General features: G+C 66.5%; 12 protein-coding genes. 8 read left to right on the forward strand and 4 right to left on the reverse strand.

Annotated elements, in window-relative coordinates:
* The 5 genes from DFR43_RS00060 to DFR43_RS00080 all read left to right on the forward strand — a co-directional run.
* On the forward strand, positions 1 to 204 hold a 204-nt coding region (locus tag DFR43_RS00060), incomplete at its 5' end, for a P-II family nitrogen regulator (protein WP_133595565.1).
* 14 nt (positions 205 to 218) lie between these two features.
* The gene (locus DFR43_RS00065; RefSeq protein WP_133595332.1) at positions 219 to 1,583 is read left to right on the forward strand and encodes an ammonium transporter; all 1,365 of its coding nucleotides are present in this window, start codon (positions 219 to 221) and stop codon (positions 1,581 to 1,583) included.
* Positions 1,584 to 1,701: 118 nt separating this feature from the next.
* Complete coding sequence (gene glnK / locus DFR43_RS00070) at positions 1,702 to 2,040, forward strand: P-II family nitrogen regulator (protein ID WP_133595333.1); 339 nt, start codon at positions 1,702 to 1,704, stop codon at positions 2,038 to 2,040.
* Between the two features lie 28 nt (positions 2,041 to 2,068).
* Positions 2,069 to 3,460: an ammonium transporter gene (locus tag DFR43_RS00075; protein ID WP_133595334.1), complete on the forward strand. Its 1,392-nt coding sequence runs from the start codon at positions 2,069 to 2,071 to the stop codon at positions 3,458 to 3,460.
* Between the two features lie 87 nt (positions 3,461 to 3,547).
* A complete protein-coding gene (locus DFR43_RS00080; protein WP_133595335.1) occupies positions 3,548 to 4,312 on the forward strand; it encodes a sulfite exporter TauE/SafE family protein in 765 nt (254 codons plus the stop codon).
* A 13-nt stretch (positions 4,313 to 4,325) separates the two neighbouring features.
* On the opposite strand, the gene mrdA is transcribed toward DFR43_RS00080, so the two are convergent.
* The 4 genes from mrdA to DFR43_RS00100 are packed head-to-tail and all read right to left on the reverse strand — an operon-like array spanning position 4,326 to position 8,774.
* Positions 4,326 to 6,278, reverse strand: coding sequence for a penicillin-binding protein 2 (mrdA, locus tag DFR43_RS00085; protein WP_133595336.1), 1,953 nt, complete (start codon positions 6,276 to 6,278; stop codon positions 4,326 to 4,328).
* Between the two features lie 13 nt (positions 6,279 to 6,291).
* Positions 6,292 to 6,822, reverse strand: coding sequence for a rod shape-determining protein MreD (gene mreD / locus DFR43_RS00090; protein ID WP_133595337.1), 531 nt, complete (start codon positions 6,820 to 6,822; stop codon positions 6,292 to 6,294).
* Positions 6,819 to 7,709 (reverse strand): rod shape-determining protein MreC, encoded by an 891-nt coding sequence (gene mreC, locus DFR43_RS00095; RefSeq protein WP_133595338.1) that lies wholly within the window; start codon positions 7,707 to 7,709, stop codon positions 6,819 to 6,821. Before mreC ends, mreD begins: the two co-directional genes overlap by 4 nt.
* Before the next feature lie 18 nt (positions 7,710 to 7,727).
* The gene (locus tag DFR43_RS00100) at positions 7,728 to 8,774 is read right to left on the reverse strand and encodes a rod shape-determining protein (RefSeq protein WP_133595339.1); all 1,047 of its coding nucleotides are present in this window, start codon (positions 8,772 to 8,774) and stop codon (positions 7,728 to 7,730) included.
* 260 nt (positions 8,775 to 9,034) lie between these two features.
* On the opposite strand from DFR43_RS00100, the gene gatC reads away from it, so the two are divergent.
* Genes gatC through gatB form a run of 3 tightly spaced genes read left to right on the forward strand, consistent with a single transcriptional unit; the run spans position 9,035 to position 12,344 of the window.
* Positions 9,035 to 9,334: an Asp-tRNA(Asn)/Glu-tRNA(Gln) amidotransferase subunit GatC gene (gatC, locus tag DFR43_RS00105; RefSeq protein WP_133595340.1), complete on the forward strand. Its 300-nt coding sequence runs from the start codon at positions 9,035 to 9,037 to the stop codon at positions 9,332 to 9,334.
* 10 nt (positions 9,335 to 9,344) lie between these two features.
* A complete protein-coding gene (gene gatA / locus DFR43_RS00110) occupies positions 9,345 to 10,835 on the forward strand; it encodes an Asp-tRNA(Asn)/Glu-tRNA(Gln) amidotransferase subunit GatA (protein WP_133595341.1) in 1,491 nt (496 codons plus the stop codon).
* A gap of 24 nt (positions 10,836 to 10,859) precedes the next feature.
* On the forward strand, positions 10,860 to 12,344 hold the full coding sequence (gene gatB, locus DFR43_RS00115; protein WP_133595342.1) for an Asp-tRNA(Asn)/Glu-tRNA(Gln) amidotransferase subunit GatB: 1,485 nt from the start codon (positions 10,860 to 10,862) through the stop codon (positions 12,342 to 12,344).
* Positions 12,345 to 12,350: the final 6 nt, after the last annotated feature.

The following is a 12,350-nucleotide window of genomic DNA, read 5'->3' on the forward strand; positions in this document are numbered from 1 at the left end:
TACCGGGGGGCGGAGTACGTGGTGGATTTTCTGCCGAAGGTCAAGATCGAGGCGGCGGTCTCGGACGATTTGGTGGATCGGGTCATCGAGGCGATCGAGGGTGCGGCGCGCACGGGCAAGATCGGCGACGGCAAGATTTTTGTGTTCCCGCTGGAGCAGGTCATCCGCATCCGCACCGGCGAAACCGGCAAGGAAGCCCTGTGAAGGAGGAGATGCACATGAAACCCCTGTTCAAAGCCCTGGGTGTGGCCGCGGCCGTGCTGGCCGCCAAGGTGGCCGGTGCCGAGGAGGCCGTGGCCGATACCGCCGCCGTCAGCGAGGCCGCCAGCGTGGCGACGCAGGCGCTGCACACCGTCTTCGAGGTGCAGTTTGCCCTGGACACCTTCTACTTCCTGATTTGCGGTGCCCTGGTGATGTGGATGGCCGCAGGCTTCGCCATGCTGGAGGCGGGGCTGGTGCGGGCCAAGAACACCACCGAAATCCTGACGAAGAACGTCGCCTTGTTTGCCATCGCCAGCATCATGTACATGGTCTGCGGCTACGCGATCATGTACGGCGGCGACATCTTCCTGTCCGGCATCATGGGCAGTGGCGTGGAGGAGGGCTTCACCTATGAGGCCGAATCCACCTATGCCCCGGCGTCGGACTTCTTCTTCCAGGTGGTGTTCGTGGCCACGGCCATGTCCATCGTCTCCGGCGCGGTGGCCGAGCGCATGAAGCTGTGGGCCTTTCTGGCTTTCGCGGTGGTCATGACCGGCTTCATCTACCCGATGGAAGGTTCCTGGACCTGGGGCGGTGAGTCGGTGTTCGGCCTGTACAACCTGGAAGACCTGGGCTTTTCGGACTTTGCCGGTTCGGGCATCGTGCACATGGCCGGTGCAGCCGCTGCCCTGGCTGGGGTGATGCTGCTGGGTGCCCGCAAAGGCAAGTACGGCCCCAACGGCGAGGTGCGCGCCATTCCCGGTGCCAACCTGCCGCTGGCCACCCTGGGGACTTTCATCCTGTGGATGGGCTGGTTTGGCTTCAACGGGGGCTCGGTGCTGGCCACGGCCAGCGCCGCCAGCGCCAACGACGTGGCGGTCGTGTTCCTCAACACCAACACTGCCGCCGCCGGGGGGGCCATCGGCGCGCTGGTGCTGTCGCGCATCATCTTTGGCAAGGCCGACCTGACCATGCTCCTCAACGGGGCGCTCGCCGGCCTGGTGACCATCACCGCAGGCCCAGACACCCCCACGCCGCTGCTGGCCACGCTGTTCGGCATTGCCGGTGGCCTGTTGGTGGTGCTGTCCATCCTGGCGCTGGACAAGCTCAAGATCGACGACCCGGTGGGTGCCATCTCGGTGCACGGCACCTGTGGCCTGCTCGGTCTGCTGCTGGTGCCGCTGACCAATGACGACGCCACTTTCTTCGGGCAGATCGCTGGGGCATTGACCATCTTCGTGTGGGTCTTCGTCACCAGCCTGATCGTCTGGGGCGTGCTCAAGGCTGTCATGGGCATCCGCGTCAGCGAGGAGGAGGAGTATCAAGGCGTGGACCTGGCCGAATGCGGTCAAGAGGCCTACCCCGAGTTCACCACCAAGTAAATCCCGCTGGGCGTTGCCCGGTCGGACCGCGGGCCGCCCAAAAGGGCGGCCTTTTCAATGGTTGGCGCGACTCTTGCTTGAGTTCAGGCACCTGTGGTTTTTGGGAGTGAGAGGTTCCATGAAGCTGGTCACTGCGATCATCAAACCCTTCAAGCTGGACGAGGTGCGCGAAGCGCTGTCGGCCATGGGCGTGCAGGGCATCACGGTTACGGAAGTCAAGGGTTTTGGGCGGCAGAAGGGTCACACCGAGCTGTACCGAGGGGCGGAGTACGTGGTGGATTTTCTGCCGAAGGTCAAGATCGAGGCGGCGGTCTTGGACGATTTGGTGGATCGTGTCATCGAGGCGATCGAGGGTGCGGCGCGCACGGGCAAGATCGGCGACGGCAAGATTTTTGTGTTCCCGCTGGAGCAGGTCATCCGCATCCGCACCGGCGAGCAAGGGGCCGCGGCCCTGTGATGTTTTCATCAACCAACGAGCTGACAACATGAAACGATGGTTCTGGAGCGTGTGCCTGGCGCTGGGGCTGGCACTCGGAGGAGCGGGGGCTTGGGCGCAGGCCAGTGCGGACGGCGCTGCCGAAACCGTCACCGAAGCCGCGGTGGCAGTGGCGGAGGCTGCGGCGCCCGCCGAGGCGCCCGTCACCGAAACGGTGGACAAGGGCGACGTGGCCTGGATGATGGTGGCCACGCTGCTGGTGGTGATGATGGTGGTGCCAGGACTGGCGCTGTTCTATGGCGGGCTGGTGCGCAGCAAGAACATGCTGTCGGTGCTGATGCAGGTGATGGTGGTGTTCTCGCTCATCGTGGTGCTCTGGGCGGTGTACGGGTACAGCCTGGCCTTTGGTGGCGCGGGCCTGATCATCGGCAACCTCGACAAGGCCTTCCTCATGGGCATCACCATGGATTCGCTGGCCGCCACCTTCACCGAGGGGGTGATGATCCCGGAGCTGGTGTTCGTCGCCTTCCAGGCCACGTTTGCCGGCATCACCTGCGCGCTGATCGTGGGCTCGTTCGCCGAGCGCATCAAGTTCGGCGCGGTGCTGCTGTTCTGCACGATCTGGTTCACCTTCAGCTATCTGCCGATTGCCCACATGGTGTGGGGCGAGGGTGGCTACCTGCTGGACAAGGGGGCGCTGGACTTCGCCGGGGGGACGGTCGTGCACATCAATGCCGCCATGGCCGGTCTGGTGGGGGCCTACATGGTGGGCAAGCGCATCGGTTATGGCCGCGAGTCCATGGCTCCGCACAGCCTGACGCTGACCATGGTGGGCGCTTCCCTGCTGTGGGTGGGCTGGTTCGGGTTCAATGCCGGCTCCAATCTGGAAGCCAATGGCGGTGCGGCTCTGGCCTTCATCAACACCCTCGTGGCCACTGCCGCCGCCGTGCTGGCCTGGTCGCTGGGTGAAGCCATGCACAAGGGCAAAGCCTCCATGCTGGGGGCCGCTTCGGGGGCCGTGGCCGGTCTGGTGGCGATCACGCCGGCTTGCGGTTCGGTGGGGCCGATGGGCGCGATCATCATCGGCTTCATCGCCGGGTTGCTGTGCCTGTGGGGCGTCACTGGCTTGAAGAAGATGCTGGGCGCGGACGACTCGCTGGACGTGTTTGGCGTGCATGGCGTGGGGGGCATCGTCGGCGCCTTGCTGACGGGCGTGTTCGCCGCCCCGGGCCTGGGTGGCACCGGCGGCGAGGATTTTTCCATCGCCGGCCAACTGTTCGTGCAGGCCGAAGGCGTGGTCATCACCATGGTCTGGTCGGCCGTGGTGGCGTTCATCGCGTACAAGATCGTCGATGTGGTCATGGGCCTTCGTGTGAGCGAGGAAGCCGAGCGCGAGGGCCTGGACATCACTTCGCACGGCGAATCGGCCTACAACCGCTGACGACAGCGGAGTCTCCTGGGGTTGGGCCCGTGTGGCTTCGGCGCACGGGTCATTTTTTATGTCTCAAAACCGTCACAATGGCGCTCCATGGAATGGCTTTTCGTGACGCTGGCCTCGGGCCTGGCCGGTTTTGTGGATTCGATCGTGGGCGGGGGTGGTCTGATCCTGGTGCCGGCGCTGTTTGCGGCGTTTCCCCATGCCCACCCGGCCACGCTGTTTGGCGTCAACAAGAGCGCTTCGGTGTGGGGCACGGCGGCGGCCACCGTGCAGTATGCCCGGCGGGTGGAGATGCGCTGGTCGGCCCTGTTGCCGGCCGCGGCGGTGTGCTTCGCCGGCGCCATGGCCGGTGCCTGGCTGGTCACCGTGGTCTCGCCCGACTTTCTGCGTCGCGTGCTGCCGCTGGTGCTGCTGGCGGTGCTCGTCTATACCCTGGCCCGCAAGGATCTGGGGCGGCACCACGCGCCCCGTTTCCATGGCCGGCAAGAGACGCTGGCAGCCTGCACGCTGGGGCTGACCATTGGCTTTTACGACGGTTTTTTTGGCCCGGGCACGGGCAGTTTCTTCGTGTTTCTGTTCGTGCGCTGGCTGGGTTATGACTTTCTGAATGCCAGCGCTTCGGCCAAGTTGCTCAACACCACCTCCAACCTGGCGGCGCTGGGCCTGTTTGCCTGGAAAGGCCATGTGTGGTGGCACATCGGCCTGGCCATGGCCGTGGCCAATGTGGCCGGCAGCCTGCTGGGCACGCGGCTGGCGCTCAGGCACGGTGCCGGCTTCGTGCGCGGGGTATTCATCGTGGTGGTGACGGCGCTCATCCTCAAGACAGGCTGGGACGCCTGGGCGATGATGCCCTGATCCTGACCAGGGCTCAGTCCCCGCCGGGCCAGGGCACTTCGGCGATGGGCCGTGGCTGGCCGATCGGCGCGGCGGACTGCCCCTTTTGGGTGGCGGCGATGTCTTCTTCGCTGGGGTACAGGCCCAGCAACAGGTAATCGAAGACGCGACGCGCGATCGGGGCGGCGCTGGCCGAGCCGAAGCCGGCGTTTTCTACGATCACCGCCAGGGCCACGGTGGGGGCCTCCACCGGCGCGAAGGCCACATACAGGGAATGGTCGCGCTGGTGTTCGGCCAGCTTGGCCGCGTCGTAGCGCTCGCGCTGGCCAATGCTCACGGCCTGGGCGGTGCCGGTCTTGCCGCCGCTGCGGTAGGGGGCGCCGGCGAACACCCGCGCCGACGTGCCTTCGGTGGTGACGGCCTCCATCGCTTCGAGCACGGCTTGCAGGTGTTCGGGCTTGTAGCCCAGTGGGGTGCCGGCGGCGCGGTAGATGGGCCGGCCTTCGGGGTCCCGGGCGCTGTGCGTGCTCAGCCCCAAGTGCGGGGTGTGGCGCACCCCGCCGTTGGCCAGGGTGGCCATGGCCGAGGCCAGCTGCAGCATGGTGAAGCTGTTGTAGCCCTGGCCGATGCCGACCGAGATGGTCTCGCCCGCGTACCAGCGTTGATGCTCAGGGCGCTTGAACGTGGCCCGTTTCCAGGCTGGGCTGGGCAGGATGCCGCGCGCCTCGCCCATCAGGTCGATGCCGGTGAGCTGGCCGAACCCCAGCGGCTGCATGAAGTCGTGGATGGCGTCGATGCCCATGTCGTTGGCCAGCGTGTAGTAGTACACATTGCTGGAGACGACGATGCTGCGCCGCAAATCCACCATGCCCAGGTTGCGCTCGCCGACGCTGCGAAAGCGATGATTGCCGAACATCCAGAAGCCAGGGTCGTTGATGGCGGTGGAGGGTTTGCGCAGGCCGGTTTCCAGGGCGGCCAGCGCCATGAACGGCTTGTAGGTGGAGCCGGGCGGGTAAGTGCCGCGCAAGGCCCGGTTCAGCAGGGGCCGGTCGATCGACTCATTGAGGGCGCGCCAGTTCTCCACGTCGATCCCTTCCACGAACAGGTTGGGGTTGAAGGTGGGCATGCTGACGAAGGCCAGAATTTCGCCGTTGCGCGGGTCGATGGCCACCAGGGCGCCGCGGCGTTCGCCGTACAGGCGCTCGACGAGGTGCTGCAGCCGGGCGTCGATGGTCAGGCGCACCGAGTCGCCGGGGATGGGCGCGACGGTTTCCAGGATGCGCACCGCGCGCCCGGCGGCCGACGTCTCGACTCGCTCGAAGCCGGTGGTGCCGTGCAACTGGTCTTCATAGCTCTGCTCGATGCCGAGCTTGCCAATGTGGTCCGTGCCGCGGTAGTTGGCGCGACGCTCCTCTGGCCAGTTGGCCATCATTTGCTGATCGCGCTGATTGATCCGGCCCACATGCCCGATGACGTGGGCGGCCGTTTCGCCCAGTGGATAGTGGCGCTGACTGCGAGCCTGGATATTCACCCCGGGCAGGCGGTAGAGTTGGGCCGCGATGATGGACATCTCCTCCGGGCTCAGGCGGGTGCGCAGAGGCAGCGAGTCAAAGCGCCGGGATTCCGCCACCAAGCGTTGGAAGCGGCGCAGATCGCGCGGCGAGATTTCGATGAGTTCGGCAATCGCGTCGATCGTCTCCTGCAGCCGCCCGGCCTGCGCGGGGATGATCTCCAGCGTGAAAGTGGGCTGATTGTCGGCGAGTACCACGCCGTGGCGGTCGAGGATGCGACCGCGTGGCGGGGGAACCGGGAGCACCGCGGTGCGGTTGCTTTCAGCCTGCGTCAGCAGGGCCTCGTGGCGATGGATTTGCAGCACGTACATCCGCGCCCCGATGAGGCCGAGGGCCAGCAGCACCACGACCAGCGCGACCCAGACCCGCGTGCGAAACCGCATCAGTTGCAGTTCGACATTCTTCAGCTCGGTCATGGGCGGCGTGCGGTCAGATCGGGCGGGTGTCGTCCGGGTCGTGAGCGCGGCGCTGCGGGGCCAGCAGCAGCACCGTGGCCAGCGGCCACAGCAGGGCTTCGAAGCCCGGCGCCAGCAGGGCGGACCATCCCGCCCAGCCAGAGCCGGCCAAGCCGCGGGCCATCCACTGCAGGGCATGGGCCACGAGGAACAGGGGCAGCACGTGCAGCGCCTGGCGCGGCAGGTCGAACCACAGCACCCGCCGATGAATCACAACCGCCAAATAGCCCAGCACCGCATAGGCCAGCGCGTGCTGACCCAGCAGGGAGCCGTGGTGCACGTCGATCACGAGCCCGAAGGCAAACGCCGTGCCGACGCCGATGCGCCGTGGCTGGTGGATGATCCAGAAAGCCAGGGTGACGGCCAGGAAATCCGGCATCCAGGGCGATCGCCCGAGCAGCGCGATATGCACCAGCATGTTGAGCAACACCGCCCCGATCAGCGTGCCCCAGATGAACCAGGGGTTGGCCGGCAGCAGCAGGGCCTGTCCCGCACGCATCATCATGGCCGGGCCTCCGTCGGGGTGTCGTTGCCCGGCAGCCGGGGCCGGCCAGCCGGGGCCACCACCAGCACATGCAGGGTATTGTCCATGCGGGCCATCGGTTCGGCCTCGATGCGGGCAAAGCCACTGCCCCCCGTGGCCGAGACGTGGACCACCGTGGCCACCGGCAGACCAGGTGGATAGACGCCGTCGATGCCGCTGGTCGTCAGCACGTCGCCGGCCTCCGTCTCCGTGTTCACCGACTCGAAGCGCAACTCCAGTCGCCCGCCCGGCATCCCGTAGGCCAGGCTGCGCTGCCCGGTGCGGGTGTTGATCACGGGGATGGCCTGCTGACGGTCCACCAGCAGGGTCACTTCCGAGGTGGCCGGGTACACCCGCGTCACCTGACCGAGCACGCCATAGCCGTCCATCACCGCCGAGCCGGGCTGGACGCCATCGCGCTGCCCCAGGTTGATGACGACCTTGCGCGAAAACGGGTCGGGCAACTCATAGAGGATCTGGGCGCCTTGGGCCCCGGTGGGCAAGCGCTCCTGCATGCCCAGCAAGGCGCGCAGTTCCCGGTTTTCCTGCGAGAGGTGCTCCACGATGGCGGCACGCTGCGCCTGGCGCACCAACTCGGCCCGCGCTTGCGCCGCTTCTTGCTGGGCAGCCTGCAGACTGCCCAGGTATTGGCCGGACCAGCGCGCGGCATGCAGGGGTTGCAGCGCCAGCCATTGCAGGGGATAGATCGCGGTGGCCACCACCTGACGCACCGGCTCGGCCCACTGGCGTTTGGCATCCACCACCATCAGCAGCGCGGCGATGGCGCTGAGCACCAGCAGCTTGGACAGCGCCGATGGCCCCTGTTTGAAAAACGGGGGCGGCGTGCGATCGACGGTTCCCAGCGGCATGGCCGGTGGCGGGAGCGATTATTCGTTGGTGAAGATGCTGCCGCCCAGGCGGTCCATCTGGTCCAGCGCCATGCCGCAGCCCTTGACCACGCACAGCAGCGGTTCTTCGGCCACCAGCACCGGCAGACCGGTTTCTTCCGACAGCAGGCGGTCGAGGTCGCGCAGCAGGGCGCCGCCGCCGGTGAGCATCATGCCGCGCTCGGCGATGTCGGCGCCCAGTTCCGGCGGGGTCTGCTCCAGCGCGGTCTTGACGGCGCTGACGATCTGGTTGATCGGATCGGTCAGGGCTTCGAGCACCTCGTTGCTGGAGATGGTGAAGCTGCGTGGCACGCCTTCGCTCAGGTTGCGGCCCTTGACCTCCATCTCCTTGACCTCGGAGCCGGGGAAGGCGCTGCCGATGTTCTTCTTGATGGCTTCGGCCGTGGGTTCGCCGATCAGCATGCCGTAGTTGCGGCGGATGTAGTTGATGATGGCCTCATCGAACTTGTCGCCACCGACGCGCACGCTGCCCTTGTAAACCATGCCGCCCAGGCTGATGACGCCCACCTCGGTGGTGCCGCCGCCGATGTCCACCACCATGGAGCCGGCCGCCTCACTCACCGGTAGGCCGGCGCCGATGGCCGCGGCCATGGGTTCTTCGATCAGATACACCTCGGAAGCACCGGCGCCCAGGGCGCTTTCGCGGATGGCGCGGCGCTCGACCTGGGTGGAGCCGCAGGGCACGCAGATGATGATGCGCGGGCTCGGCTTGAGCATGGAGCGCGGGTGCACCATCTTGATGAACTGCTTGAGCATCTGCTCGGTGACGGTGAAGTCGGCGATCACGCCGTCCTTCATCGGGCGGATGGCTTCGATGTTGCCCGGCACTTTGCCGAGCATGGCCTTGGCTTCGTGGCCCACGGCCTGGATGGTTTTCTTGCCTTGCGGGCCGCCTTCGTGGCGGATGGAGACGACCGAGGGCTCATCGAGCACGATGCCCTTGCCACGCACATAGATCAGTGTGTTGGCCGTGCCCAGGTCGATGGCCAGGTCGGTGGAGAAGTGCCGACGGAAAGATTCGAACATGTTGGGTGGTCCTGTGCGGCCTGCCTGGGTCCGGCTTGCGCGGGCACGCGGGCAGCGCCGGGAAATGTCTGGCGGAAAATCGGGGGTGGTTTGGGACGAAAAATGGGCCCGAAAAGCGAACCATTCCGGACCTGCTCACCAAACCTAAGATAATACTCCATCGCCTGGACATCCCCCCTGGCCAAACCGGGCCAACGGGCGCTTTTCCCCTTGGTTTTTACACACGGTTGCAAACCGGCCGTGCCTTGAAGCGACACCACATGTCCCTGACCTTGCAAGACATCGGGCGCATTGCCCACCTCGCGCGCCTGGAGCTGCCCGAAGCCCAGGCGCAGACCATGCTCCAACGGCTCAATGGGTTTTTCGACATCGTCGAGCAGATGCAGGCGGTGGACACCGCTGGCGTGCCGCCCTTGGCCCACCCCGCCGAGGTGTTCGAAGACGTGGCCCTGCGGTTGCGCGACGACGTGGTCAGCGAGACCAACCAGCGTCAGGCCAACCAAGCCAGCGCCCCGGCGGTGGAAAACGGGCTGTTCCTGGTGCCCAAAGTCATCGAGTGAGGGGGGAGGCATGACCGATCTGCACCAACTCGACGTCAGCGCCCTGGCCGCGATGCTGGCCGCGCGACAGGTCTCCAGTGTCGAAGTCACCCAACATTTGCTGGCCCGTGCCCGCGCCCATGAAGGCCTGGGCGCCTATTTGGCCTTGGACGAGGCGGTGAGCCTGGCCCAAGCGCGAGCGGCCGACGCCCGTCTGGCCCAGGGCGAGCGTGCTCCGTTGCTGGGCGTTCCCCTGGCCCACAAAGATGTTCTGGTGACCAAGGACTTTCCCACCACGGCCGGCAGCAAGATGCTGCAAGGCTACCGCAGCCCGTTCGATGCCACCGTGGTGGCCCGGCTGGCCGCAGCGGGCGCGGTGACGCTGGGCAAGCTCAACTGCGACGAATTTGCGATGGGGTCGGGCAACGACAACTCGGCCTATGGCCCGGCGCGCAACCCTTGGGACACGACCCGCGTGCCGGGCGGGTCTTCGGGCGGATCGGCCGTGGCGGTGGCCGCGCGGCTGGTGCCCGCCGCCACCGGCACGGACACGGGCGGCTCCATCCGTCAGCCGGCCAGCTTCACCGGCATCACCGGCATCAAGCCCACCTATGGCCGCTGCTCGCGTTACGGCCTCATCGCGTATGCCTCCAGCCTGGACCAGGCTGGCCCCATGGCCCGCAGCGCCCGCGACTGCGCCTTGTTGCTCTCGGTGATGGCCGGCCCAGACCCCGACCGCGACTCCACCAGCCTGGATCGCCCGGCCGAGGATTACACCCGCGGACTGGACGACCCGCTGCCGGGTGCCACGCCGCAGCGGCCGCTGGAGGGTCTGCGCATTGGCTTGCCGCGCGAGTTTTTCGGCGCGGGCTGCGCCGATGACGTGCTGGCCCCCATTCGCGCCGCGCTGGCCGAATGCGAGCGGCTGGGCGCGGTGTTGGTGGACATCGCCTTGCCGCGCACCGAACTGGCCATCCCGGCGTACTACATCATCGCCCCGGCCGAAGCCAGCTCCAACCTCAGCCGTTTCGACGGTGTCAAGTTCGGCCATCGGGCGCAGGACTACACCGATTTGCTGGACATGTACAAAAAGTCGCGCAGCGAAGGCTTCGGGCCCGAGGTGCAGCGCCGCATCCTGATCGGCACCTATGTGCTGTCGCACGGCTACTATGACGCCTACTACCTCAAGGCGCAGCAAATCCGCCGCCTGATCGCGCAAGACTTTCAGGCCGCGTTCCAGCACTGCGATGTGATTGCCGGGCCGGTGGCCCCGACCGTGGCCTGGGCCATCGGCGAGAAGACCGCCGACCCCGTGGCCGCCTACCTGGCCGACATCTACACCCTGCCGGCCTCGCTGGCCGGTTTGCCGGGCATGAGCGTGCCGGTGGGCTTTGGTCGGGGTGGCATGCCCGTGGGGCTGCAATTGATCGGCAACTATTTCCAGGAAGCACGCCTGTTGGGCGTGGCACACCACTACCAGCGTGTGACCGATTGGCACACCCGCGCACCGGCGGCGGTCTGACACGGCACGAGGCGTCATTTTCCTATGAGCAACCCAGCATCCGCATCTCCTCTGGTCCAGGGCTACGAAGTCGTCATCGGCTTCGAGACCCATGTGCAACTGACGACCGCCAGCAAAATCTTCAGCCGCGCCTCCACCGCCTTCGGCGCCGAGCCCAACACCCAGGCCTGCGCCGTGGATCTGGCCTTGCCCGGCACGCTGCCGGTGATGAACCGCGGGGCCGTCGAGCGCGCCATCCGCTTTGGCCTGGCCGTCGGCGCCCATGTGGCGCCACGCAGCATCTTTGCCCGGAAAAATTATTTCTACCCCGATTTGCCCAAGGGCTACCAAATCAGCCAATACGAAATTCCGGTGGTGCAGGGCGGCGCGGTGAGCTTTTACCTGGGCAATGACCGCAAAACCGTGCGCCTGGTGCGTGCCCACTTGGAAGAAGACGCCGGCAAGAGCCTGCATGAAGACTTCCACGGCATGAGCGGCATCGACCTCAACCGCGCGGGCACGCCGCTGCTGGAAATCGTGACCGAGCCGGACATCCGCTCCAGCGCCGAGGCCGTGGCTTATGCCAAGGAACTGCACAAGATCGTGACGTGGATCGGCATTTGCGACGGCAACATGCAGGAAGGCAGTTTCCGCTGCGATGCCAACGTCTCCGTGCGCAAGCCCGGCCAGCCCTTGGGCACGCGGCGCGAGATCAAGAACCTGAACTCCTTCAAGTTCATGCAGCAGGCCATCGACTTCGAGGTGCGCTGGCAGATCGAGCAGTTGGAAGACGGCCACGCCATCGAGCAGGCCACGGTGCTGTTCGACCCCGATACGGGCGAAACCCGCGCCATGCGTACCAAGGAAGACGCGGCCGACTACCGCTACTTCCCCGATCCGGACCTGCCGCCGCTGGTGATCGCGCCCGAATGGGTGGAGCAGGTGCGCGCCAGCCTGCCCGAGCTGCCCCGGGCGATGGCCGAGCGCTTCGTGCGCGACTACGGCCTGCCCGAGTACGACGCCACCACGCTCACACAGAGCCCGGCCATGGCGGCCTATTTCGAGGCCGTGGTGGCCGCGGCCGGGACGGCCCTGGCCAAGCCGGCGAGCAACTGGATCATGGGCGAAGTCTCGCGCCGGCTCAATGCCGAGGAGCGCGACATCACCGAGGCGCCGGTCAGTGCCGCCGTGCTCGCGGCGTTGCTGCGGCGCGTGGCTGACGGCACGGTGTCCAACAACGCCGCCAAGCAGGTGATGGATGCGCTGTGGGCGGGCTCCATCGCCGAGGCCGATCCTCAGGCCCAGGTCGATGCGGTGATCGAAGCCAAGGGCCTCAAGCAGATGAACGACGCCGGCGCGCTGGAACAGATCATCGACGAGGTGCTGGCTGCCAACGAAAAGAGCGTGGCCGAGTACCGTGCCGGCAAAGACAAGGCGTTCAATGCCCTGGTCGGTCAGGTCATGAAAGCCAGCAAGGGCAAGGCCAATCCGGCCCAGGTCAACGAACTGCTCAAGCGCAAGCTGGGCTGAGTGCGG

Source organism: Tepidicella xavieri (genome assembly GCF_004363315.1).
GTDB classification, from domain to species: domain Bacteria; phylum Pseudomonadota; class Gammaproteobacteria; order Burkholderiales; family Burkholderiaceae_C; genus Tepidicella; species Tepidicella xavieri.